This window comes from Bradyrhizobium sp. CCGB12 (assembly GCF_024199845.1).
Lineage (GTDB): Bacteria > Pseudomonadota > Alphaproteobacteria > Rhizobiales > Xanthobacteraceae > Bradyrhizobium.
This window is the reverse complement of the sequence record NZ_JANADO010000001.1, coordinates 6,638,562-6,660,481: the sequence shown is the minus strand read 5'-3', so window position 1 is coordinate 6,660,481 and position 21,920 is coordinate 6,638,562. Positions and strand designations below refer to the sequence as shown.

The 21,920-nt window shown below is 64.7% G+C and carries 24 protein-coding genes and 1 riboswitch; of the genes, 15 read left to right on the top strand and 9 right to left on the bottom strand.

The genetic code is table 11. The features are described 5' to 3' along the window. The first annotated feature begins 8 nt into the window (after positions 1-8). Genes pstC through phoB form a run of 5 tightly spaced genes read left to right on the top strand, consistent with a single transcriptional unit; the run spans position 9 to position 4,118 of the window. The gene (gene pstC, locus NLM27_RS30530; RefSeq protein WP_254148972.1) at positions 9-998 is read left to right on the top strand and encodes a phosphate ABC transporter permease subunit PstC; all 990 of its coding nucleotides are present in this window, start codon (positions 9-11) and stop codon (positions 996-998) included. Position 999: 1 nt separating this feature from the next. Then, positions 1,000-1,845: a phosphate ABC transporter permease PstA gene (gene pstA / locus NLM27_RS30525; protein ID WP_254146799.1), complete on the top strand. Its 846-nt coding sequence runs from the start codon at positions 1,000-1,002 to the stop codon at positions 1,843-1,845. Then, complete coding sequence (gene pstB, locus NLM27_RS30520) at positions 1,842-2,660, top strand: phosphate ABC transporter ATP-binding protein PstB (RefSeq protein WP_254146798.1); 819 nt, start codon at positions 1,842-1,844, stop codon at positions 2,658-2,660. Before pstA ends, pstB begins: the two co-directional genes overlap by 4 nt. An 11-nt stretch (positions 2,661-2,671) precedes the next feature. After that, positions 2,672-3,388: a phosphate signaling complex protein PhoU gene (gene phoU, locus NLM27_RS30515; RefSeq protein WP_254146797.1), complete on the top strand. Its 717-nt coding sequence runs from the start codon at positions 2,672-2,674 to the stop codon at positions 3,386-3,388. 22 nt (positions 3,389-3,410) lie between these two features. After that, a complete protein-coding gene (gene phoB / locus NLM27_RS30510; protein ID WP_008143479.1) occupies positions 3,411-4,118 on the top strand; it encodes a phosphate regulon transcriptional regulator PhoB in 708 nt (235 codons plus the stop codon). Between the two features lie 248 nt (positions 4,119-4,366). Here the strand turns inward: phoB and NLM27_RS30505 are convergent, their stop codons facing one another. Next, positions 4,367-4,879: a GcrA family cell cycle regulator gene (locus tag NLM27_RS30505; protein ID WP_008541008.1), complete on the bottom strand. Its 513-nt coding sequence runs from the start codon at positions 4,877-4,879 to the stop codon at positions 4,367-4,369. Between the two features lie 469 nt (positions 4,880-5,348). Between NLM27_RS30505 and NLM27_RS30500 the strand changes: the two genes are divergently transcribed. The 3 genes from NLM27_RS30500 to NLM27_RS30490 all read left to right on the top strand — a co-directional run bounded on the left by NLM27_RS30500 (position 5,349) and on the right by NLM27_RS30490 (position 8,744). Next, entirely contained in the window at positions 5,349-6,557 is a 1,209-nt protein-coding gene (locus NLM27_RS30500) for an aspartate aminotransferase family protein (RefSeq protein ID WP_254146796.1), read from the top strand. Next, entirely contained in the window at positions 6,557-7,480 is a 924-nt protein-coding gene (gene argF / locus NLM27_RS30495; protein ID WP_254146795.1) for an ornithine carbamoyltransferase, read from the top strand. Before NLM27_RS30500 ends, argF begins: the two co-directional genes overlap by 1 nt. Before the next feature lie 244 nt (positions 7,481-7,724). After that, positions 7,725-8,744 carry an Hsp33 family molecular chaperone gene (locus tag NLM27_RS30490; protein WP_254146794.1) on the top strand — a complete coding sequence of 340 codons (1,020 nt, stop codon included), beginning with the start codon at positions 7,725-7,727 and terminating at the stop codon, positions 8,742-8,744. Between the two features lie 226 nt (positions 8,745-8,970). Here the strand turns inward: NLM27_RS30490 and apaG are convergent, their stop codons facing one another. Then, positions 8,971-9,363, bottom strand: coding sequence for a Co2+/Mg2+ efflux protein ApaG (gene apaG / locus NLM27_RS30485; protein WP_254146793.1), 393 nt, complete (start codon positions 9,361-9,363; stop codon positions 8,971-8,973). 183 nt (positions 9,364-9,546) lie between these two features. Between apaG and NLM27_RS30480 the strand changes: the two genes are divergently transcribed. The 3 genes from NLM27_RS30480 to NLM27_RS30470 are packed head-to-tail and all read left to right on the top strand — an operon-like array spanning position 9,547 to position 12,566. After that, the gene (locus NLM27_RS30480) at positions 9,547-10,788 is read left to right on the top strand and encodes an OpgC domain-containing protein (protein WP_254146792.1); all 1,242 of its coding nucleotides are present in this window, start codon (positions 9,547-9,549) and stop codon (positions 10,786-10,788) included. Next, positions 10,788-11,567 (top strand): SGNH/GDSL hydrolase family protein, encoded by a 780-nt coding sequence (locus NLM27_RS30475; RefSeq protein WP_254146791.1) that lies wholly within the window; start codon positions 10,788-10,790, stop codon positions 11,565-11,567. The genes NLM27_RS30480 and NLM27_RS30475 overlap by 1 nt, the downstream gene beginning before the upstream one ends. Positions 11,568-11,579: 12 nt before the next feature. After that, positions 11,580-12,566, top strand: a complete 987-nt coding sequence (locus tag NLM27_RS30470) for an SGNH/GDSL hydrolase family protein (RefSeq protein ID WP_254146790.1) — start codon at positions 11,580-11,582, stop codon at positions 12,564-12,566. A 192-nt stretch (positions 12,567-12,758) separates the two neighbouring features. Here the strand turns inward: NLM27_RS30470 and NLM27_RS30465 are convergent, their stop codons facing one another. Continuing rightward, the gene (locus NLM27_RS30465) at positions 12,759-13,946 is read right to left on the bottom strand and encodes an O-succinylhomoserine sulfhydrylase (RefSeq protein WP_254148971.1); all 1,188 of its coding nucleotides are present in this window, start codon (positions 13,944-13,946) and stop codon (positions 12,759-12,761) included. Between the two features lie 74 nt (positions 13,947-14,020). Then, a riboswitch (SAM riboswitch) is annotated at positions 14,021-14,100 on the bottom strand. Positions 14,101-14,180: 80 nt separating this feature from the next. Here NLM27_RS30465 and NLM27_RS30460 point away from each other — a divergent pair. The 4 genes from NLM27_RS30460 (at position 14,181) to NLM27_RS30445 (ending at position 18,654) form a co-directional block, all read left to right on the top strand. Beyond that, complete coding sequence (locus tag NLM27_RS30460) at positions 14,181-15,317, top strand: 2'-deoxycytidine 5'-triphosphate deaminase (RefSeq protein ID WP_375142286.1); 1,137 nt, start codon at positions 14,181-14,183, stop codon at positions 15,315-15,317. Between the two features lie 115 nt (positions 15,318-15,432). Next, positions 15,433-15,837 (top strand): PAS domain S-box protein, encoded by a 405-nt coding sequence (locus NLM27_RS30455; protein WP_254146788.1) that lies wholly within the window; start codon positions 15,433-15,435, stop codon positions 15,835-15,837. A gap of 155 nt (positions 15,838-15,992) precedes the next feature. Further along, positions 15,993-17,045 carry a hypothetical protein gene (locus NLM27_RS30450; RefSeq protein ID WP_254146787.1) on the top strand — a complete coding sequence of 351 codons (1,053 nt, stop codon included), beginning with the start codon at positions 15,993-15,995 and terminating at the stop codon, positions 17,043-17,045. Positions 17,046-17,211: 166 nt separating this feature from the next. Then, on the top strand, positions 17,212-18,654 hold the full coding sequence (locus NLM27_RS30445; RefSeq protein WP_254146786.1) for an MATE family efflux transporter: 1,443 nt from the start codon (positions 17,212-17,214) through the stop codon (positions 18,652-18,654). On the opposite strand, the gene NLM27_RS30440 is transcribed toward NLM27_RS30445, so the two are convergent. The 6 genes from NLM27_RS30440 to NLM27_RS30415 all read right to left on the bottom strand — a co-directional run bounded on the left by NLM27_RS30440 (position 18,651) and on the right by NLM27_RS30415 (position 21,916). Beyond that, on the bottom strand, positions 18,651-19,127 hold the full coding sequence (locus NLM27_RS30440; protein ID WP_254146785.1) for a hypothetical protein: 477 nt from the start codon (positions 19,125-19,127) through the stop codon (positions 18,651-18,653). The genes NLM27_RS30445 and NLM27_RS30440 overlap by 4 nt on opposite strands. A 113-nt stretch (positions 19,128-19,240) precedes the next feature. Beyond that, positions 19,241-19,642 carry an SRPBCC family protein gene (locus NLM27_RS30435; RefSeq protein ID WP_254146784.1) on the bottom strand — a complete coding sequence of 134 codons (402 nt, stop codon included), beginning with the start codon at positions 19,640-19,642 and terminating at the stop codon, positions 19,241-19,243. Positions 19,643-19,816: 174 nt separating this feature from the next. Further along, positions 19,817-20,176: a VOC family protein gene (locus tag NLM27_RS30430; protein ID WP_254146783.1), complete on the bottom strand. Its 360-nt coding sequence runs from the start codon at positions 20,174-20,176 to the stop codon at positions 19,817-19,819. Between the two features lie 119 nt (positions 20,177-20,295). Then, positions 20,296-20,574, bottom strand: coding sequence for a hypothetical protein (locus NLM27_RS30425; protein WP_254146782.1), 279 nt, complete (start codon positions 20,572-20,574; stop codon positions 20,296-20,298). A gap of 12 nt (positions 20,575-20,586) precedes the next feature. Further along, positions 20,587-20,946: a hypothetical protein gene (locus NLM27_RS30420; protein WP_254146781.1), complete on the bottom strand. Its 360-nt coding sequence runs from the start codon at positions 20,944-20,946 to the stop codon at positions 20,587-20,589. 130 nt (positions 20,947-21,076) lie between these two features. Beyond that, the gene (locus NLM27_RS30415; RefSeq protein ID WP_254146780.1) at positions 21,077-21,916 is read right to left on the bottom strand and encodes a helix-turn-helix transcriptional regulator; all 840 of its coding nucleotides are present in this window, start codon (positions 21,914-21,916) and stop codon (positions 21,077-21,079) included. Positions 21,917-21,920: the final 4 nt, after the last annotated feature.

Sequence of the window (21,920 nt, the reverse complement as noted above, 5' to 3'; positions counted from 1 at the left end):
TGGCAGAGATGGCCGTTCAGAGCGATGTAATCGACGACGCCGGACCGTATGATCGTGCCAAGGCTTTGAGCGCGTTCAAGCTCGGCGACGTCACCTTCTACTGGATCACGCGGCTTTCCGCGATCTCGGTGCTGCTGATCCTCGGCGGCATCATCATCTCGCTGGTCGTCGGTGCTTTCCCGGCGATGAAGGAATACGGCCTGTCGTTCCTGTGGACGCAGCGCTGGGCGCCGTCGGCCGATCCGCCCGTGCTCGGCGCGCTCGGACCGATCTACGGCACGCTGGTGACCTCGTTCATCGCGATGGCGATCGCCATTCCGGTCGGTCTTGGCATCGCCATCTTCCTCACTGAGCTCTGTCCGCAATGGGCGCGCCGCCCGATCGGCATGGCCATCGAGCTGCTCGCCGGCATTCCCTCGATCATCTACGGCATGTGGGGCTTCTTCGTGTTGGGCCCGTTCCTCGCCAACACCTTCCAGCCTTTCATGATCAAGATCTTCGACGGCGTTCCCGTGCTGGGCGCGATCTTCGCAGGTCCCCCGTCCTATCTCAGCCTGTTCAACGCCGCGCTGATCCTCGCCATCATGGTGCTGCCCTTCATCACCTCGATCTCGGTCGACGTGTTCAAGACGGTGCCGCCGGTGCTGAAGGAAGCCGCCTACGGCGTCGGCTGCACCACCTGGGAAGTCGTCCGCAGCGTGGTGATCCCCTACACCCGCGTCGGCGTGATCGGCGGCGTCATGCTGGCGCTGGGCCGAGCGCTCGGCGAGACCATGGCGGTGACCTTCATCATCGGCAACTCGTTCCGTATCTCCTCGTCGATCTTCGCACCGGGCACCACGATCTCGGCGGCGATCGCATCGGAGTTCGCCGAAAGCGACGGGTTGCACCAGTCCGGCCTGATCCTGCTCGGCCTGCTGTTGTTCGTGCTCACGTTCTTCGTGCTCGCGGCCGCGCGGCTGATGCTGCTGCGACTCGAAAAGAAGGCGGGAAAGTAACATGAACCCGATTTATGCACGCCGCCGCCGCGTGGATGTCGTCATCCGCGCGCTCTGCCTGGCTGCCGCCGCCTTCGGCGTCACCTGGCTCGCGCTGATCCTGCTGACGCTGCTCTACAACGGTCTGGCCGGGCTCAACCTCCAGGTCTTCACCGAAAATACCCCGCCGCCCGGCTCGAACGAGGGCGGCCTGCTCAACGCCATCGTCGGCTCGCTGATCATGACCGTGCTTGGCGTCGGCATCGGCGCGCCCCTCGGCATGTTCGCCGGCACCTATCTCGCCGAGTACGGCCGCAACGACAAGCTGACCTCGGTGATCCGCTTCATCAACGACATCCTGCTCTCGGCGCCCTCGATCATCATCGGCCTGTTCATCTACGGCGCGGTCGTGGTGCCGATGCGCGGCTTCTCGGCGATCGCAGGTGCGCTCGCGCTCGCCGTGATCGTCATCCCGGTGGTGCTGCGCACGACCGAGGACATGCTGCTGCTGGTGCCGAATGCGCTGCGCGAGGCGGCCTCCGCGCTCGGTCTGCCGCGCTCGCTGGTGATCAAGCGCATCGCCTATCGCGCTGCGCGCTCCGGCCTCATCACTGGCGTGATGCTGGCGACCGCCCGCGTCGCCGGCGAGACCGCGCCGCTGCTGTTCACCGCGCTCTCGAACCAGTTCTTCAGCCTCGGCCTGAACAAGACGATGGCGAACCTGCCGGTGACCATCAACAATTTCGTGCAGAGCCCTTACGCCTACTGGAAGCAGCTCGCCTGGAGCGGTGCCCTGCTGATCACTTTGACCGTACTTGCCTTGAATATTGGCGCGCGCATCCTTAGCGCCGAGAGGACCGCAAAATGAGCGATATGTCTATTTCCGTCAGTACGCCCGTTCAGCCCGGCTCGCATCCGCTGCCGGAGGCGCCGGCCAAGGTGACGGTGCGCAACCTCAACTTCTATTACGGCGAGCACCACGCGCTGAAGAACATCAACCTGACGCTTGGCACCAACCGCGTCACGGCGTTCATCGGCCCGTCGGGCTGCGGCAAGTCGACCCTGCTGCGCATTTTCAACCGGATGTACGACCTCTATCCGGGGCAGCGCGCCGTGGGACAGTTGATGTTGGATCAGACCAACATCCTCGACCCCAGGCTGGACCTCAACCTGCTGCGCGCCCGCGTCGGCATGGTGTTCCAGAAGCCGACGCCGTTCCCGATGACGATCTACGAGAACATCGCGTTCGGCATCCGCCTCTACGAGAAGATCTCGAAGTCCGAGATGGACGACCGCGTCGAGAAGGCGCTGCGCGGCGGCGCGCTGTGGAACGAGGTCAAGGACAAGCTCAACGCCTCCGGCCTGTCGCTCTCCGGCGGCCAGCAGCAGCGCCTCTGCATCGCCCGCACGGTTGCGGTGCGTCCTGAGGTGATCCTGTTCGACGAGCCCTGCTCGGCGCTCGACCCGATCTCGACCGCCAAGGTCGAGGAGCTGATCCAGGAGCTGTCCGAGAACTACACGATCGCGATCGTCACCCATAACATGCAGCAGGCGGCGCGCGTCTCCGACAAGACCGCCTTCATGTATCTCGGCGAGCTGATCGAGTTCGACGACACCAGCAAGATCTTCACGTCGCCGAGCGATCGGCGCACGCAGGACTACATCACCGGCCGGTTCGGCTGAGGAGACGGGACATGGGTACTGAACATACCGCTAAGGCCTTCGACACCGACCTCCAGGAGCTCACTCGCCTGGTCGCCGAGATGGGCGGCATTGCCGAGCGCATGATCGTCGACTCCGTCGACGCGCTGATCCGCCGCGACGTTGCGCTCGGTCAGCGCGTCGTCACCATCGACGCCGAGCTCGACGCGCTCCAGAAGCGCATCGAGGAGCGCGCCGTGCTCACCATCGCCCGCCGCCAGCCGATGGCGGTGGATCTGCGCGAAATCGTCGGCGCCATGCGCGTCGCCACCGATCTCGAGCGTATCGGCGACCTCGCCAAGAACATGGGCAAGCGCGTCGCAGCGCTGGAGACGGACTTCCATCCGCTGAAACTGTTCCGCGGCCTGGAGCACATGACCGACCTCGTGGAGCAGCAGGTCAAGTCGGTGCTGGATGCCTATGCCGCGCACGACCTACCGGCGGCGATGGCAGTCTGGAAGGGCGACGAGGAAGTCGACGCCATCTGCACCTCGCTGTTCCGCGAGCTCCTCACCTACATGATGGAGGATCCGCGCAATATCTCGTTCTGCATCCACCTGATGTTCTGCGCCAAGAACATCGAACGGATCGGCGACCACGCCACCAACATCGCCGAGACCGTGTTCTACATGATCGAGGGGCAGGCGATCACCGACAAGCGGCCGAAGGGCGACATGACGACCTTCGCCACGACGGTCCCGAATACCTGATTACGTAAGGAGCGACGACCACATGGGCGCACGCATTATGGTGGTTGAAGACGAGGAAGCTCTCACCGAGCTTCTTCGTTACAACCTCGAAGGCGACGGCTATGACGTGGAGACGGTGATGCGCGGCGACGATGCCGACACCCGCCTCAAGGAACACATCCCCGATCTGATCGTGCTCGACTGGATGCTGCCGGGACTGTCCGGCATCGAGCTGTGCCGGCGGCTGCGCACCCGTCCCGAGACCAAGCAGCTTCCGATCATCATGCTCACCGCGCGCGGCGAGGAGAGCGAGCGGGTGCGGGGTCTTGCGACCGGTGCCGACGACTACATCGTCAAGCCGTTCTCGGTGCCGGAGCTGTTGGCGCGCGTGAAGGGTCTGTTGCGGCGCGCAAGCCCGGAGCGGCTTGCCACCGTGCTCGCCTATGGCGACATCGAGCTCGACCGCGACAAGCGCCGCGTGGCGCGCTCGGGCCGGCCGATTGATCTCGGCCCGACCGAATATCGCCTGCTGGAGTTCTTCCTGGAGCATCCCGGCCGCGTGTTCTCACGCGAGCAGCTGCTCGACAGCGTCTGGGGTCGCGACATCTACATCGACGAGCGTACCGTCGACGTCCATATCGGCCGCCTGCGCAAGCTGCTCAATCTCGGCCGCGAGCAGGACCCGATCCGCACGGTCCGTGGCGCAGGGTACGCGCTGGATGATCGCTTTGCGAAGGCGGAGCAGACGTAAGCTCTTTTGGCGATCTGTCGTCGTCACGCACTCAGGTGTCGTCCCGGACAAGCGTAAGCGCAGATCCGGGACCCATAGCCACAGGGAGTAGTTTGGCGAAGACTCGGAGTGACCACTTCGCGCGACAATTGCGCCCTGTGGCTATGGGTCCCGGATCTACGCGCGCTTGAGGCGCGCTTGTCCGGGACGACACCGAATGTGCGGAGCCGTCATCGCGTGACGGCTGCCGTCTTGATCTCAGAAAATTCTCACCGCGTGCTCGGCTTGGCCGGTGCACGCCGGCGATCCGCGGCCGGCTGATAGGCGACGCGCGAGTGCTGGGCGCAGTAGGGCAGGCCGGACAGCGCCTTGCCGCCGCAGAAGAAGAAATCCGGGCTCGAGGGATCGCCGACCGGCCAGTGGCAGGTCGCCTCGTTCAGCTCCAGCAGCGACAGCCGCTGGCTCATCGGCACCACGTTGTCGTAGGTGACCGGCTCGGCCTCCACCTCGACCTCGAAGGCCTGCGCGAGCGCGGTGTTGCCGCGCGAGATCGGGCGGGTCACTCGCATCATGTGCTGCGCCGGACGCGCCTTGCGCGGCCGGGGCGCGGCCGAGGAAGGACTTTTGGCGCGGCCGGACAGGCCGAGCCTGTGCACTTTGCCGATCACGGCATTGCGGGTCACATTGCCGAGCTCGGCCGCGATCTGGCTGGCCGAAAGTCCGGCCTCCCAGAGCTTTTTCAGCTGCTCGACGCGATCGTCGGACCAGGTCAAAACCGTCATTGCACCCTTTCCCTCGCTGCCGGCCAGCCATCCTGGGGCCTCACAACGAATGCCTAAGCCTTGAAAAACCCGTGCCGCCAGAATCCCTTAAGGCTCGCCGGGCGCGTGACTGACGCCCGAACGTTTACGCCGGTACATAAGGACTCTTGGGATCAGAACCGCTGCACGAGATGTCGTATCTGACAGGCCAAACGCTACAATATGGCGTGACTCCCGCGCAAGAGTCCGCCGACTCGCTTCCACATGTTCCGTGGTGAAAACCCCGCAAAATCGGCACCGCAAGACTACGGATTCAGCGTTTCGCGAGGCTTTTCGGGCGGCATTGACACCCGTCTTGCCAGGCATAAGATAGTGACGCGTGCCGCCCTTAAAAGGCGGCACGTTTCGTTTTCCGGACCGGTCAATGGTGCGCTGCGTAAGGCACGCCAGGCAGGTCTCAACATCCAAGTGCAACATCCAAGTGATGGTCATGACCAACAGCGCCGCGCCGCATCTGCTTCCCGTTTTCGCCAGGACCGACCTTGGTTTCGAGCGCGGCGAAGGCTGCTGGCTGATCGCGACCAATGGCGATCGCTACCTCGACTTCACGTCGGGCGTTGCGGTGAATGCGCTCGGCCATGCCCATCCCGCGCTGGTCAAGGCACTGCAGGAGCAGGCAACGAAGCTCTGGCACATGTCCAACCTGTTCCAGAGCCCCGATGGCGAGAAGCTCGCGGCCCGTCTCTGCAATGAGAGCTTTGCCGACTTCGTGTTCTTCTGCAATTCCGGCGCCGAAGCGCTGGAGGGTGTGATCAAGCTGGTCCGCCATCATCACTTCTCCAAGGGGCATCCGGAACGTTATCGGATCATCACCTTCGAAGGCGCCTTCCACGGCCGCACGCTGGCGACGTTGGCTGCGACGGGATCGGCAAAATATCTCGAGGGCTTCGGTCCGCCGATGGACGGCTTCGACCAGGTCCCGCATGGCGACATCGAAGCCGTGAAGAAGGCGATCGGTCCGCAGACCGCCGGCATCCTGATCGAGCCGATCCAGGGCGAGGGCGGCGTGCGTTCGTCAACGCCCGCTTTCCTCAAGGCGCTGCGTCAGCTCTGCGACGAGAAGGGCTTGCTGCTCGCGTTCGACGAGGTGCAGACCGGCATGGGCCGCACCGGCGATCTCTTCGCCCACAGGCGCACCGGCGTCACACCCGACGCGATGTCGCTGGCAAAGGCGCTCGGCGGCGGCTTCCCGATCGGCGCGGTGCTGGCGACCGCGGAGGCGGCTTCCGGCATGGGGCCCGGCTCGCACGGCTCGACCTTCGGCGGCAATCCGCTCGCGATCTCCGCTGCGAACGCCGTGCTCGACGTCATGCTCAAGCCCGGCTTCTTCGACCACGTGCAGAAGATGTCGCTGCTGCTCAAGCAGAAGCTCGCCTCCGTGATCGATCGCCATCCCGATGTCGTCAGCGAAGTTCGCGGCGAGGGTCTCCTGATCGGCATCAAGGCTGTCGTGCCTTCGGGGGATCTCGTTGCCGCCTTGCGCAACGAAAAACTGCTCACCGTCGGCGCCGGCGACAATGTCGTGCGCTTCCTGCCGCCTCTGATCGTCACCGAAGCGGAGATCGAGGACAGTGTCGAGCGGCTCGAGCGTGCCTGCTCCGCGCTGTCGGCCGGCCAGAGCAAGCGGACGGCCAGCTGATGAGCAAGTCGCCAAAGCACTTCCTCGATATCAACGAGCTCCCGCTGTCGGAGCTCAAGCGCATGCTCGCCGCATCCTCCGCCATGAAGGCGAAGCAGAAGGCGCAGCAGCCGGTCAGGCCGCTCGAAGGCAAGACGCTGGCGATGATCTTCGAGCGCCCCTCGACGCGGACACGGGTGTCGTTCGACGTCGCCATGCGCCAGCTCGGTGGCGAGCCCATCATGCTCACCGGTGCCGAGATGCAGCTTGGTCGCGGCGAGACCATCGCCGACACCGCACGCGTGCTGTCGCGCTATGTCGACGCCATCATGATCCGCATCCTCAATCACGAGGCGCTGCTGGAGCTTGCGGCCCATGCGACCGTGCCCGTCATCAACGGCCTGACGCGCCGTTCGCACCCTTGCCAGGTGATGGCCGACCTCATGACCTACGAGGAACATCGCGGCCCGATCGAAGGCAAGACGGTGGCCTGGACCGGCGACGACAACAACGTGCTGGCGTCGTGGGCCCACGCCGCCGAGCGCTTCAAGTTCCAGCTCAACGTCGCAACGCCCCCGGAGCTCGCACCGAAGAAGGTGATGCGCGACTGGATCAAGGCGACGAATGCGCCGATCGTGCTCGGTACGGATCCCGAGGCCGCCGTGAAGGGCGCCGATTGCGTCGTCACCGACACCTGGGTGTCGATGGGCGACAAGGAAGGTGAACATCGCCACAACGTGCTCAAGCCCTACCAGGTCAATTCCAAGCTGATGTCGCTGGCCAAGCCCGACGCGCTGTTCATGCATTGCCTGCCGGCCCATCGCGGCGAAGAGGTCACCGATGAGGTGATCGACGGCCCGCAATCGGTCGTGTTCGACGAGGCCGAAAATCGCCTGCACGCGCAAAAGGGCATTCTGGCCTGGTGCTTTGACGCGGTGAAGTAGGGCGGCGTAGTCGCATAAAATCGGATCGTCGTCCTGGCGAAGGCCAGGACCCATTACCACCGGCTTTGGTTTGGCGACGATTGGTCATTGCCAGCTCGCGCCACAACTTCTCCCTGGGGCAATGGGTCCTGGCTTTCGCCAGGACGACACTGAGTTTGTTGTATCGTATGTGATCAAATCAGCATCCGGAACACGCCGGCTCACGCCCCCTTCCATTCCCGCTCTCCGACACCAGATAACGCCCATGGTTTCCCAATCCCCTGACATGAAAACCGGGCCTGAAGGCCCGGTTCGCGCACCATCAGCGGTTCCGATCGATGACGCCGTGCTGCCCTACGAGGTCGACGCGCTCGACGTGCGCGGCCGCCTGGTGCGGCTCGGTCCGGCACTCGATGAGATCCTCACCAAGCACGATTATCCCGCCCCCGTCGGCAAGCTGCTCGGCGAGGCCATCGTGCTGTCGACGCTGCTCGGCTCGGCGCTGAAATTCGAGGGCCGCTTCATCCTTCAGGCCCAGACCGACGGTCCGGTGTCGTTCCTGGTCGTCGACTACATGGCGCCGGATCGCCTGCGTGCCTACGCCCGTTACGATGCCGCGCGTCTCGGCGATGCCAAGGATTCGGGCATGCATTCCGGCGCGCTGCTCGGCCGCGGCCATCTCGCCATGACCATCGACCAGGGCCCCGACATGAGCCGTTACCAAGGCCTGGTCGCGCTCGACGGCGGCGGTCTGGAAGAGGCCGCCCACGAATATTTCCTGCGCTCCGAGCAGATCCCGACCCGCGTGCGCCTTGCGGTCGGCGAGGAATGGCGCTCGAGCGACGGCGGCAAGCATCGCTGGCGCGCCGGCGGCATGCTGATGCAGTTTCTGCCGAAAGCGCCCGAGCGCGCGCGGCAGGCCGATCTGCATCCTGGCGATGCGCCCGAAGGCACCGAGGTGCACAGCATCACCGAGGACGACGCCTGGGTCGAGGCGCGTTCGCTGATCGAGACCGTCGAGGACGTCGAGCTGATCGATCCCGAGCTCTCCGGCGAGCGGCTGCTTTTCCGCCTGTTTCACGAGCGCGGCGTGCGCGTGTTCACTCCGCTGTCGCTGAGGGCGCAATGCTCCTGCTCGCGCGATGCGGTCGCCTCCATGCTCAAGAGCTTCTCGTCCGACGATCGCGCCGCGATGGTCAAGGACGACAAGGTCGTCGTGACCTGTGAGTTCTGCAGCTCGGTCTATCAGTTTACGCCGGATGAGGCGGGCGTGGAGAACGCGTAAGCCTATCGTCCGTCATTGCGAGCGCAGCGAAGCAATCCAGGGTCTTTCCGCAGAGGGATTCTGCATTGCTTCGCTGCGCTCGCAATGACGATGTGGAAGCAGCATGCCATATACGCAGACATCGTAGGGTGGGCAAAGCGCAGCGTGCCCACCATCCTCGCACCGCGATTGAAATGGTGGGCACGGCGCGTTGCGCCTTTGCCCACCCTATGGCGGCCCGCCTGCCCTAATTCAACACCCGCTTGTTATCGGGGCTGTCGAGCGAGAACGTCGGCACGTCGATCTCGAAACGTTCGCCGCTTTCGTTGACCATCTGGTAGCGGCCGGTCATGAAGCCGGAAGCGGTCGTGAGCGGCACGCCCGAGGTGTATTCGAAACGCTCGCCGGGGGCCAGGATCGGCTGCTCGCCGACGACGCCCTCGCCCTTCACCTCCTGTTGGCGGCCGGTGGCGTCGGTGATGATCCAGTGCCGCGTCTTCAACTGCACGGTCTCGTCGCCCGAATTGGTGATGACGATGGTGTAGGACCAGAAATAGCGGGAGCGATCGGCCGACGACTGCTCCGGAACAAAGTTCGGCTCGACGGTCACTTCGATCTGGCGGGTCACGGCGCGATACATGGCGGCCATCATAACGAAAAGCGGGCCGGGAACCAAACGCCGCGCTGGGCGGCTTTCGTGACATCGTCCCGCCCGAATTGGATCGGAAGTACGCCCAATGTGATCCGGTGCGCTTTGCGAGACAACGGCCGGACCTGTACACTCCTTGATGCGTCGCGAGTGAGATGAGGGTTTCTGGCCCCGATGACCATTGCCGACCAAGTGACGGGATCGACGATCGCGGGGAACGCGGGCGTAAGGCCGCGAGCGGCTGCGCCGGCCATCACACTGCCGGCCATCGGCGAGCGTGAGCTCCGGCTCGATCTGTTCCGCGGGTTGGCGCTGTGGCTGATCTTCATCGACCACCTGCCAACCAGCCTGCTGACCTGGTTCACCATCCGCAATTACGGCTTCAGCGATGCCACCGAGATCTTCATCTTCATCTCCGGCTACACCGCCGCCTTCGTCTACGGCCGTGCGATGCTGGAAAGCGGCGTCGTCATCGCCACCGCGCGCATCCTGCGGCGCGTCTGGCAGATCTACGTCGCCCACGTCTTCCTGTTCACGATCTTCCTCGCCGAGATCTCCTATGTGGCGACCAGCTTCGAGAACCCGCTCTACACCGAAGAGATGGGCATCATGGATTTCCTCAAGCAGCCCGACGTCACCATCGTGCAGGCGCTGCTGCTGCGCTTCCGTCCCGTCAACATGGACGTGCTGCCGCTCTACATCGTGCTGATGCTGGCGCTGCCGCTGATCCTGTGGTCGATGAAATGGCGTCCCGACGTGACGCTCGGCCTCTCGGTGGTGCTCTACGCGGTGACCTGGGAGTACGACCTCTACTTCTCCGCCTACCCGAACGGCTTCTGGGCGTTCAATCCCCTGGCCTGGCAATTGCTCTTCGTCTTCGGTGCGTGGTGTGCGCTCGGCGGCGCGCGGCGCATGTCGCGCATCCTGGCGTCACCTGTGACGATGTGGATATCGATCGCCTATCTCGCGGCTGCGTTCTATGTGACGCTGACCTGGTATGTGCCGCAACTCGGCCACCTGATGCCGAAGCGCATCGAGCAATGGATGTATCCGATCGACAAGACCGATCTCGACGTGCTGCGTTTCACGCACTTCCTGGCGCTGGCCGCGCTCACCGTGCGTTTCCTGCCGCGGGACTGGCCGGGCCTGAAATCGCGCTGGCTGCGGCCGCTGATCCTATGCGGCCAGCACTCCCTCGAGATCTTCTGTCTCGGCGTCTTCCTGGCCTTCGCCGGCCATTTCATCCTGGCTGAAGTCTCCGGCGGCGCAGCCATGCATGCGTTGATTAGCCTCTCTGGAATCCTGATCATGTGGGGGGTGGCCTGGGTAATTTCGTGGTACAAGCGCGTAGCTGACAAGAGCGGTGCGAAAACCAAAAACGCCGTCGGCAACGCCGATCTGGCGGGAGGGGGCTGATGAAGGCGAAGGTTCTCCTGAGCCTGATCCTGCTATGCGGTGGCCTCGCCGCGCCCACGGCGCGCGCGGGCGATGCTGCGCCTGCTGCCCCGGCCGGGCCCCCCGCGTGCGAATTGCCGTCCTATCTGCTCACCAGCGAAAGCCAGCTTCCCAAGGTCGCGGACGCCGTCAAGGCCGGCAAGCCGCTCGATATTCTGGTCATCGGCAGCCGCTCGACCACGATTCCATCCTCGGAGAGCAGCTCATATCCGGCGCGCATGGAGGCGATCCTCAAGGACAAGCTGCCACCCTCGGAGGCGGTGCACGTCTCCGTAGAAATACAGAGCAAGAAAACGGCAGAGGAGACCGCAGCCACCTTCGTTAAGCTGATGGAAGCAAAAACGCCTACTTTGGTCATCTGGCAGACCGGGACCGTGGATGCTATCCGAGCCATCGATCCCGACGATTTTCGCGGCGCAGTGACCGAAGGGGTTATTGCGTTGCAAAAGGCAGGGGCCGACGTCGTCTTGATGAATTTGCAGTACAGCCCGCGTACCGAAACCATGATCTCGGTGCCGCCATACCTCGACAATCTGCGGGTGGTGGCGCAGGAGCATGACATCCCGCTGTTCGACCGTTTCGCGATCATGCGGCAATGGAATGATCAGGGCCAGTTCGACCTGTTCAATCCGTCCCGCGGCACTGAGCTGGCGAAACAGGTCCATGATTGCCTTGGCCGGGCGTTGGCACAGTTCGTGATCGACGCAGCCCATCTGGAGCCGGCCCAGCAGCAAAATTGAGGTCTAGCGTTAATGAGTTCTCTCCGCCCTTTTTGTTTGAAACCATGGCTGGCTGCGCCCGCGGCGGCGGCGCTGCTGTTGCTGGCGCCCGCTTCGCCGTCTCGCGCGCAGACGCAAGCCGCACAGGCGACGCCCGCGCAACCGGCTGATCCCGCCTCCGCACCGCGGCCCCAAACCACCGTCGCCGCGACGTCCCCCGAACATCGCGGCATCACGGCGCGCGCCATCGACAAGGTGAAGGAGGTCGCAAAGTCCGCCGGCGACATCTTCAGCCGCGTGCCCTGCCTGCCGTCGAAGGGCGGCGCGAAGGCGATGGGCTCGCTACCGCATGTCGCAAGCAAGCTCGTCGCCGGCCAGCCCGTCGTCATTGTCGCGTTCGGCTCGTCGTCGACCGCGGGATTCGGTGCGAGCTCGCCGGAGTTCAACTATCCGAACCGTCTCGCTGCACAGCTGCGCAAGCATTATCCGACCGCCGACATCACCGTCGTCAATGCCGGCGTCGGCGGCGAAGATGCGCCGGAGATGATGAAGCGCCTTCAGACGCAGGTGATCGACGTACATCCGGATCTCGTGATCTGGCAGGTCGGCACCAACGCTGTGCTACGCAACCTCGATCCCGGCGAGACGGCAAAACTGGTCGAGGACGGCATCGGCCGCATCCAGGCTGCGGGCGGCGCCGACATCGTGCTGGTCGATCCGCAATATTCGCCGGCCGTCAACCAGCGCGGAGAGAGCGCCGGCAAGATGGTGAAGCTGCTCGGCAAGGTCGCCGAGCTCCGTCACGTCGGCATCTTCCCGCGCTTCGAGGTGATGCGCGACTGGCACGAGACGCAGTCAATCCCGGTCGAGAGCTTCGTCATCGCCGACGGCCTGCACATGAACGACTGGGGCTATGCCTGCTTCGCCCAGCTGCTCGGCGACGACATCATCCGCTCGGTCGGCCAGATCAAACTGGGTGTGAATGTGCCGGCCGATGTGAGGACGTATCGGCCGATGTAGTGCTTACTGCTTACCCCCCTGGAGGGGGAGGGTCGATCGCGCGAAGCGCGAGCGGGGTGGGGTGATCTCTCCACTCGGGCAGTGCCGTAGGGTGGGCAAAGGCGCAAAGCGCCGTGCCCACCATCCATCGGCATCGAGATCGCAAATGGTGGGCACGCTTCGCTTTGCCCACCCTACGAGACCTCAATCGCCTCACGCCTTCTCCAGCGCCGCGGTCAGATCCTCGATCAGGTCATCGGCGTGCTCGAGCCCTGTCGAGAAGCGAATGAACCCCTCGCTGATGCCGAGCGCGGCGCGGTCTTCCGGCTTCAGCCGCTGGTGCGTCGTGGTGGCCGGATGCGTGACGAGGCTCTTGGCGTCGCCGAGATTGTTCGAGATCTTCGCCAGCTTCAATTCGTTGAGCACGCGGAACGCCGCCTGCTTGCCGCCCTTGACCTCGAAGCCGACCAGGGTCGAGCCGCCGCGCATCTGCTTCTTCACCAGAGCTGCCTGCGGATGATCGGCGCGGCCGGGATAGACCAGCCGCGAGACCTTCGGATGGCACGCCAGCACCTCGGCGATACGCGCGGCGGTATCGGTCTGCGCGCGCACGCGCACGCCCAGCGTCTCCAGGCCTTTGAGCAGGACCCAGGCGTTGAACGGGGAGATCGAAGGACCGGTCTGGCGCATGAAATTGTGGATGTGCTCGGCGATGAAGGCTTCCGAGGACAGGATGATGCCGCCGAGACACCGGCCCTGGCCGTCGATGTGCTTGGTCGCGGAATAGACCACGACGTCGGCCCCTAACGCGAGCGGGCTCTGCCAGATCGGCGTTGCGAACACGTTGTCGACGACGAGCCGCGCGCCGCCCTTGTGCGCGATCTCGGCGATGCCGGGAATGTCGAGCACATCGAGCGTCGGGTTGGTCGGGCTCTCCAGGAAGAACGTCTTGGTGTTCGGCCGCAAGGCCCGCTGCCACTGGTCGAGATCGAGCCCGTCGACCAGCGTGGTCTCGATGCCGTAGCGCGGCAGCAGATCCTGAACGACGTAGAGGCACGAGCCGAACAGCGCCCGCGACGCCACCACGTGATCGCCGGCCTTGAGCGGCGCCAGGATCGCGGTCGTCACCGCCGCCATGCCTGTTGCCGCCGAGCGGGCGGCTTCTGCGCCCTCGAGTTCGATCATGCGGCGCTCGAACATCGCGATGGTGGGGTTGGAGTAGCGCGAATAGATGAAGCCGGGGTCCTCGCCCTTGAACCGCGCCTCGCATTCCTCGGCGCTGTTGTAGACGTAGCCTTGGGTCAGGAACAGCGCCTCCGACGTCTCGCCATATTGCGAGCGCAGGGTGCCGGAATGGACCAGGCGGGTTTCGGGGCGGTAGTTGGCGGTCGACTTCGACATAGGTACCTCCGACATGACCGTCTCGTCGAAAACGGTCACAAAAAAACCGGCCTGGATATCTCCACGGGCCGGGATCACAGAGGTCCCCGGCCTGTTTAGCGACTTATTTAACGTGGCTGCAAGCCGGCCGGCTCAAATCACCACGGGATAAGTGATGCTCATATTCCGCAATGGCCTTTCCGTCAAGGCGTCCATCGGATAGCCGTAAAAGGCTCGTATTTCCCGCATGTCGGGATGCGTTTGACCCCTGATGAGGACCCCCGGTTGAGTTTCACGGTCGCTGCCGACGCCAATGGTATCCTGCCCGACCGCATGATCGCGGCGATGGCGGAGGCGGGCCTCATCCTGCCTGAATACGACTTCGTCGAAAGCCAGATCCAGCCGGCGAGCCTCGATCTGCGCCTCGGCGACATCGCCTATCGCGTCCGTGCCAGCTTCCTGCCGGGCCCGGGTGCCACGGTTGCCGAGCGCATCGACGAGTTGAAGCTGCATGAGTTCAGCCTCGCCGACGGCGCGGTGCTGGAGACCAACTGCGTCTACATCGTGCCGCTGCTGGAAAGCCTCGCGCTGCCGCCGGAGATCGTCGCGGCCGCGAACCCCAAGAGCTCGACCGGCCGTCTCGACGTCTTCACCCGCGTGATCGCCGACGGCACCCGCCGCTTCGACATGATCGGCGCCGGCTATCACGGCCCGCTCTATGCCGAGATCAGCCCGAAGACGTTCCCGGTGCTGGTGCGCGAAGGCTCGCGCCTGTCGCAGGTGCGCTTCCGCACCGGTGATGCCATCCTCAATGCCGACGAACTCGATGGCTTGCATGCCGCCGAGCGCCTCGTCGATATCGACGATGCCGACCTGTCCGGTGGCGTCGCCGTCTCCGTCGATCTCTCCGGCGAGAAAGCGAACGGCTTCGTCGGCTATCGCGCCAAGCGCCACACCGGCGTCGTCGACGTCGATCGTCGCTCCGGCTATGCGGTGGAGGATTTCTGGGAGCCCATCTCTGCCCGCCCCGACGGCAGCCTGATCCTCGATCCCGGCGAGTTCTACATCCTCGCCTCGAAAGAGGCGGTGCAGGTGCCGCCCGACTATGCCGCAGAGATGGTGCCGTTCGATCCCCTGGTCGGTGAATTCCGCGTGCACTATGCCGGATTCTTCGATCCCGGCTTCGGCTATGCCGGCGCCGGCGGGCAAGGCGCGCGCGCCGTGCTGGAGGTACGCTCGCGCGAGGTGCCGTTCATCCTCGAGCACGGCCAGATCGTCGGCCGCCTCGTCTACGAGAAGATGCTCGCGCGTCCCGACGCGATGTACGGCCAGCGCATCGGCTCCAACTACCAGGCCCAGGGCCTCAAACTATCGAAGCATTTTCGGGTGTAGCCCGATCATGTAGCCCGGATGGAGCGCAAGCGTAATCCGGGAGTTCTCTCGCTTGTGGCACCCATCCCGGATTGCGCTGCGCTCCATCCGGGCTACATTCCGGCGAGGTGACGAGATGACCGACGCACTCGACGCCCACATCATCGAAGACGTCGCGGACGCGCTGATCTATTCCGATCGCTCCGGCACGATCATGCGCTGGAATCGTGCGTCGACCGCGCTGTTCGGTTTCGCCGCCGATGAAGCGCTCGGCCAGAATCTCGACCTGATCATTCCCGAGCATCTGCGGCCCGCGCACTGGAAGGGCTTCGAGGCCGCGCTCGCCAGCGGTACGATGAAGCTTGCGGGTCGGCCGACACTGACGCGCGCGCTGCACAAGAGCGGGCGCAAGCTCTACATCGAGATGACCTTCGCGCTGGTGCGTGATGCCGCTGGCGCGGTGCAGGGATCGGTGGCGATGGCGCGCGACGTCACCGAACGCGTCGAGCGCGAGCGCGCGGCCAAGGCTTCACATAATTAAGTCTTCACATAATTAAGGCTTCACCTAACTAAGGCTTGGCAAAATTCGTGATGCGGAATTGACGGGCCGTCGTGCAGGGCGGTCTGCATCTGCGTCAGGTTGCCTGTCACCGGGCGCAGTGACACACTCGATCAAAATAACGATCGGGAGCGAACATGACCGCCGCATCGGATCTCGCGCAGGAAGCCCAATGGAAGCGCTGGCGCGCGGTCGCCGATCTCTATCACGCCTATTTCACCGGTCTCATCCTCACCGTCGTCACGCGGCGTGGCACCGCGGATGCCGCCGAGTTCGTCTTCCGCGTGTTCCGCCGCCAGCAGCAGGAGCGCTTCCTGCTGGGGCTCGAAAAGCTCGGCCTCGATCATCTGCCGCCGGCGGTGGCCGCTGCGCAGTATCACTATCTCTCCAACTGGATCGGCGGCGTGCACGTCGAATACATGTATGAGAGCGACACCAAGGCCTGGATTCGCTATCCGCCGCCGCGCTGGATCTGGAAGGGCACCGCGATCTGCGGGGTGCCCGGCGAGGTCAGCTGCGCAATGCTGCGCGGCTGGCACGCCAACAACGGCGTCGCCCTCGGCGATCTGCGCCTGGGTTTCGTCTGCACCAAGCAGAGCGTCGACGGCCAGGATGGCCTCGAAGGCTACTACCACCAATACGAACACCCGCTCGAGCTCGATCAGCGTTTGGTGTTCGCGCGTCACCTCGAGGCGCCGCTGTTCGACGCGAAGACCGCGCCGGCGCTGCCGGTCGCGAGCTGGCCGAAGCAGCGGCTCGAAAAAGCCTATCGCAACTACGCGATGGAATATGTCCGCACCGCCGCGCCCGTCATGGTGCAGCTGTTCGGTCCGGAAGACGCCGGCTATCTCCTGCGCCTCACCGGCAAGCTGATCGGCATGCAATATTTCGACGAGGTCGCAGCCGCACTTGCGATGAGCCGCGGCGGCGCGGCCGAATTCGCAGCGTTCCTCGGCGCGCTGTTCGCCGCCCAGGATGATGCTGTCGAGACGGTGCAATCGGAGGGCACGTTCGAACTACGCCAGCAGAGCTGGAAGCTGATGGATGACGTCGCCGACCATCATCCGGCCTGCGCTAGCGTGCTGGAAGGGCTGTTCGAAGGGCTGGCCGCGGGATGTGGCCGGCATATTGGCGTGCGCATGCGCACCGCCAAGGGCGGCCGCCCGCCGCTGGTCTGGACGATCGGGTAATTCCACTCGTTGAGATCCGCTGCCGCAGGGCACGCCTGCAGCCAGCGCAGGAGAAATCGCGACGCGGCGTGCTAACAAGCCTCTTGCCGCGCCTTCCGCGCGAAGAATTGTTTGGTACACCAAGTGATTGCCGCGCCGCGAATGGCGCTCGTGCCCCGGAGAGGACATGTCCGACATCGCCGAAATTCCGGTCGATGAACAAGAGCGTCCGTTGCCGCCGCCCCCGCGCCCCGTCAGGAGCGCGCTGACCGACGGCCCGATCCTGCGCACGCTGCTCTCCCTCGCCTGGCCCAACGTCCTCGCGCTGACGGCGGGCACCTGCACGGTAATCGCCGAGACCTCCTATATCGGCCGGCTCGGCGTCGAGGCGCTGGCCGCGATGGCGCTGGTGTTTCCGACAGTGATCCTGACCATGACGATGTCCGGCGGCGCCATGGGCGGTGCGGTGGCCTCCGCGATCGCGCGTGCGCTCGGCGCAGGCGATCGCGAGCGCGCCGGCACGCTCGCCGCGCATGCACTCCTGATCGGTATCACCTTCGGCCTCGTCTTTATGTTTGGCATGCTGATTTACGGGCCAACGGTGCTGGAGATGCTCGGCGGCCGCGGCGATGTGCTGACGCATGCGATCGCCTACACTCAGGTGTTTTTCGGCGGCGCGGTGCTACCCTGGCTGCTCAACACCATGGCTGGTGTCCTGCGTGGCACCGGCAACATGAAGCTGCCGTCGTTCCTGATTCTCAATTCGGCGGCCTGGCAGATCGTGCTCGGCGGCACGCTGGGTCTCGGACTCGGGCCGGTGCCGCAATTCGGCATGCGCGGCGTCGCGGCCGGCGCGCTGATCGCCTATTGCATGAACATCGCCATCATGAGCTGGTATCTGTTTTCGGGCCGCGCGCGCGTGGTGCCGAAGCTGCGAGGCTTGCGTATCCAATGGGCGATGTTCTTCGACATCCTGAAGGTCGGAGCCATCGCCTGCTTCTCGCCGCTGCAATCGGTGCTGACGATCTCGATCTTCACCCACATGCTGGCGAAGTTTGGCACTGCGATCCTCGCCGGCTACGGCATCGGCGCGCGGCTGGAATTCCTGCTGACCTCGATCGCGTTCTCGTTCGGCATCGCCTCGGTGCCGATGGTCGGCATGGCCATTGGCGCCGGCCGCATCGCGCGCGCCCGGCGCATCGCCTGGATCGCAGGGGCGAGCGCCTTCATGGCGGTCGGCGCGCCGGCGTGCCTCGTCGCGATCTTCCCCGATATCTGGGTCAACATCTTCACCGACAGCGCCACGGTGCGCGCGACCAGCCACCAATATCTGTCGACGGTCGCGCCGTTCTACGCCTTCATCGGCCTTGCCTCGACGATGTACTTTTCCTCGCAAGGCGCTGCCAAGGTGATCGGGCCTGTGCTGGCGCAGACCGCGCGGCTGATCTACATCGCAGCTATCGGCTGGTGGCTGTCGACCCACGACGCCACCGCGCAGAGCTTCTTCTGGCTCGCCGCAAGCTCGATGGTTGTGCTCGGTCTGCTGTCTTGCTCCAGCGTGGTGCTGACCCGCTGGGGACCGCGCGAGACGAAACCTGCGATCAGGCCGGCTCTTTCGGCGGCTGACTAGCGGCGCTTGTGGCGGCGATGGCCACCACCGCCGCCGACATTGGCAAGCCGCATCAGCTGCGGGATCATCGCCATCATGTCGCCGCCTCCGGAGCCGCCGAGCATGCCCATGATGTCGCCGCCGCCCACGCCGCCGATCCCAGCTGGCATGTAGCCGCCGCCCATCGGGGTGTAGCCGCCATAGTTCGGCGCACCGAAGCCGCCGAGATTGCCGCCGGACAGGCCACCAAGGCCGCCGCCGCCGTTCTCCATCATGCGACTCATCATCGGGCCCATGGTCTGCATCAGCATGGCGAAGCGGCGCTTGCCCATCTTCGCCTTCATCATCTCCAGCATCGGCGCCATCTGGGTCATCATGTCCTCGCCGGCGGCACCGCCGCCGCCGAGGAACTGCGCCTTTGCCGGCGTGCTCGCGACGGAAAACAACAGCAGCACGGTGGCCGCCTGGCAGATCACCTTGTCCGCACCTCTCATGGCATGCTCCTCGCGTGCGTGGCTCCGCCGGGAGAGCGGAGCCAACCGGACGCACGTCGCCTTGGTTAGGGCTGGCGAGGGCGGAGCTCTGTGAGAAAGCTCACATAGGATGATCAGGCCGCCGCAGGCGGAAACGCCCGGTGCAAGGCGATCACGGCTTCGCCGGTCTGCTCCTGCACATAAGACGCAAGCTCGTTCGGCAACATGTCGATGGTCCAGACCAGGCGGCACCGGGCCTCACCGTCGGCAATCACCTGCACCGAAGCGCTGTAATGCATCAGTCGCTCGTTGTTGATGGCGTAGACGAGACGCTGGCGCGCATCGTCGCAATCGACCAGCACCTCGCGCGCCACCGAGCCGTTGGCGAAGGTGACGATGCGTGCATCGCCATCGCGCGTGCAGGCGGTGACGAAGCCCGGCACCAGCCGCTGATGCAGCGCGCCGAAATCGCGCACCGCATCCCAGACGTCGCGCGCGGGGACGGGGAGGGGAATGTCATTGTGGATGGAAGCCATAATGGTGTCCTTGATTACGTTAGGTGTTGGCCAAAAAATCCGTCGTTGCGAGCGCTAGCAAAGCAATCCAGCGATGTCTCCACGGAGACAGTCTGGATTGCTTCGTCGCACCTGCGCAAAATTGCTGCGCAATTTTGTCGCGCTCCTCGCAATGACGGAGCAAGCGGCAAATGCTTAGCTGCAAACCGCCTCGACATTGTTGCCATCGGGATCGATCAAAAACGCCGAATAATAGGTCGGGCTGTAATCCTTGCGCGGACCGGCGCCGCCATTGTCGCGACCGCCGCTCTTCAGGCCCGCACTGTGGAATGCCTTCACCGCGTCATGATCCCCAGCGCGGAAGGCGATGTGGACGCCGTCGGCCTTCCGCCCCTTGTTGAGATGCAGCCAGAGCGCCGGCTCGCCCTTCGGGCCGAAGCCGGCATAGCCGTCGCCGCTCGAGCACAGGACATGGCCGAGTGGCGCCAGCACAGCGCTGTAGAAGCGCGTGGCGGCGTCGAGGTCGGCAACGCGAAGTCCGATGTGGTCGTACATGTCAGTCTCCATTTGCGAAGCGCGCCGCAACTGGCGCGCGCCGGAGCCGAAGCTAGTCGAGGCGAGGTCGGACGCTCTTGGAAAATCTTGCGCTTGGTGCGGACGGTCGGTTGGCGGGACTAGACCGGGTATCGCCACTTCAAGGCGCGACGCAGCAGCAGGATGGCGATGATCAGGATGCCCGCGAGCGGCCAGAACGGCCACGGAATCGGCCCCTCGTGCCCGAGATGGGCCATGTAGAGGACGAGGCCCAGCAACGTCATCGTGAGGGCCGCAGCCGACCAGTACAGCGGCGAGCGCAGCACACCGGTTGCGGCATGCTCGGCGGCATGTTCGCGAGCTCGCCTCGTGATCCAGTAGAGGAACGCGCAAACGCCGATCGCGAGAATCCATGCCATGGGACTGCCCGGCTAACTCGCCAGCGTCTCCGCCTGCCACCGGATCACCCGCTTCAGGTGATAGACCTGGAACCACATGTTGGTTCCGATCACGCTGACCGTTGCGACGATCAACGCCGTGAGCTTCTGCGGTTCATGAAGGGCGAGGATGAGCAGGAACACGGAAAGCGCCGCCGTGACGGCGAAGCTGGACCAGAGCCCAATGAGGCGCGGTGCAAACCAGGTTGGCTGCCCATCGGGCCCCCATTGCATTGGAATCCTGGGCGAGCTGATTTGGCGGCCGTAATAGACGGCACAGCCAGCGATGAACGCGAGGCCTACGGCAAGCGCGATCAGCGTAGCCGCAATCACGTTATCTGAGGAACTGTCCATCTGCCGGCTCGTCGCACTGAAAGGCGCTGATTCGCTCTTCGGTTGTAGTAGCGCGCGATGTGCCGCGAGCGCCAGTGCTTCGCGCCTGTCTGGTCAACAGACTGTTACCCTGCGATGTGCCCGGCCTGTCTCAGTTGAGGACGAGGCGTTCCCCGAAAATGTTGCGTTCCCCCTTCGAGGCCTGGCGGAACTTGGTCGGCGACACGCCCGCGGCGCGGTGGAAGGTGCGAACGAAGTTGGAGAGATCGCCAAAGCCGACGTCATAGGCGATGTCGGTGACCGCGATGTCCTCATCCGTGAGCAGTCGCGCGGCGTGCCGCAGCCGCGAGCGCACCAGATATTGATGCGGGGTGACGCCGAGCACGCTCGAGAACAGTCGCAGGAAATGGAAAGGGCTAAGGCCCACCTGCCGCGCGGCTTGTTCCAGGTCGACTTCGCCGTGCGAATTGTCGTCGATCCACAGCGCAGCTTCGACCGCGCGCCGACGGTCGCGCGTGGTCGGCGGTGTCTGCTTGCGGGGCTTGCCCGAGGCGACGTCGACAAAACGACCAGCCAGGATGTGACCGATTTCGTCGAGGCCGAGATCGCTATTGCCATCTGCCGCCGTCTGGGCGAGCTCGCCGAGCACCATCAGCTCGGGCAGCGGCGGCGTTGCGCCGACCTGCCAGACCTCGCGACGTCCGCCGAGGGCGTCGACCAGATCCTCACCGAGGAAAAAGGACAGGCAGACGTCGCCGGACACGTGCTCATGCGTGCAGGTGTATTCCTCGCCGGGGGCACCGACCAGCATCGAGCCCGCCACCAATTCGAAGAAGCCGGCGCGGCAATGACAGCCAAAACTGCCCGAACGGACATAGGCGATGGAATGGCCGGCGCGGCACTCCGCAAACGGCGTATCGTCCGGCCCCGCATCGCAGCGAAACTCGGAGACGGTCATCGAACGTGTCGTCAGCAGCGTGGTTGCGTCCATGCCG

Bases quoted from the DNA above. Each gene is read 5' to 3' on its own strand.
- pstC (WP_254148972.1), top strand. From the start codon at position 9: ATGGCCGTTCAGAGCGATGTAATCGACGACGCCGGACCGTATGATCGT.
- pstA (WP_254146799.1), top strand. From the start codon at position 1,000: ATGAACCCGATTTATGCACGCCGCCGCCGCGTGGATGTCGTCATCCGC.
- pstB (WP_254146798.1), top strand. From the start codon at position 1,842: ATGAGCGATATGTCTATTTCCGTCAGTACGCCCGTTCAGCCCGGCTCG.
- phoU (WP_254146797.1), top strand. From the start codon at position 2,672: ATGGGTACTGAACATACCGCTAAGGCCTTCGACACCGACCTCCAGGAG.
- phoB (WP_008143479.1), top strand. From the start codon at position 3,411: ATGGGCGCACGCATTATGGTGGTTGAAGACGAGGAAGCTCTCACCGAG.
- NLM27_RS30505 (WP_008541008.1), bottom strand. From the start codon at position 4,879: ATGACGGTTTTGACCTGGTCCGACGATCGCGTCGAGCAGCTGAAAAAG.
- NLM27_RS30500 (WP_254146796.1), top strand. From the start codon at position 5,349: ATGACCAACAGCGCCGCGCCGCATCTGCTTCCCGTTTTCGCCAGGACC.
- argF (WP_254146795.1), top strand. From the start codon at position 6,557: ATGAGCAAGTCGCCAAAGCACTTCCTCGATATCAACGAGCTCCCGCTG.
- NLM27_RS30490 (WP_254146794.1), top strand. From the start codon at position 7,725: ATGGTTTCCCAATCCCCTGACATGAAAACCGGGCCTGAAGGCCCGGTT.
- apaG (WP_254146793.1), bottom strand. From the start codon at position 9,363: ATGTATCGCGCCGTGACCCGCCAGATCGAAGTGACCGTCGAGCCGAAC.
- NLM27_RS30480 (WP_254146792.1), top strand. From the start codon at position 9,547: ATGACCATTGCCGACCAAGTGACGGGATCGACGATCGCGGGGAACGCG.
- NLM27_RS30475 (WP_254146791.1), top strand. From the start codon at position 10,788: ATGAAGGCGAAGGTTCTCCTGAGCCTGATCCTGCTATGCGGTGGCCTC.
- NLM27_RS30470 (WP_254146790.1), top strand. From the start codon at position 11,580: ATGAGTTCTCTCCGCCCTTTTTGTTTGAAACCATGGCTGGCTGCGCCC.
- NLM27_RS30465 (WP_254148971.1), bottom strand. From the start codon at position 13,946: ATGTCGAAGTCGACCGCCAACTACCGCCCCGAAACCCGCCTGGTCCAT.
- NLM27_RS30460 (WP_375142286.1), top strand. From the start codon at position 14,181: ATGCGTTTGACCCCTGATGAGGACCCCCGGTTGAGTTTCACGGTCGCT.
- NLM27_RS30455 (WP_254146788.1), top strand. From the start codon at position 15,433: ATGACCGACGCACTCGACGCCCACATCATCGAAGACGTCGCGGACGCG.
- NLM27_RS30450 (WP_254146787.1), top strand. From the start codon at position 15,993: ATGACCGCCGCATCGGATCTCGCGCAGGAAGCCCAATGGAAGCGCTGG.
- NLM27_RS30445 (WP_254146786.1), top strand. From the start codon at position 17,212: ATGTCCGACATCGCCGAAATTCCGGTCGATGAACAAGAGCGTCCGTTG.
- NLM27_RS30440 (WP_254146785.1), bottom strand. From the start codon at position 19,127: ATGAGAGGTGCGGACAAGGTGATCTGCCAGGCGGCCACCGTGCTGCTG.
- NLM27_RS30435 (WP_254146784.1), bottom strand. From the start codon at position 19,642: ATGGCTTCCATCCACAATGACATTCCCCTCCCCGTCCCCGCGCGCGAC.
- NLM27_RS30430 (WP_254146783.1), bottom strand. From the start codon at position 20,176: ATGTACGACCACATCGGACTTCGCGTTGCCGACCTCGACGCCGCCACG.
- NLM27_RS30425 (WP_254146782.1), bottom strand. From the start codon at position 20,574: ATGGCATGGATTCTCGCGATCGGCGTTTGCGCGTTCCTCTACTGGATC.
- NLM27_RS30420 (WP_254146781.1), bottom strand. From the start codon at position 20,946: ATGGACAGTTCCTCAGATAACGTGATTGCGGCTACGCTGATCGCGCTT.
- NLM27_RS30415 (WP_254146780.1), bottom strand. From the start codon at position 21,916: ATGGACGCAACCACGCTGCTGACGACACGTTCGATGACCGTCTCCGAG.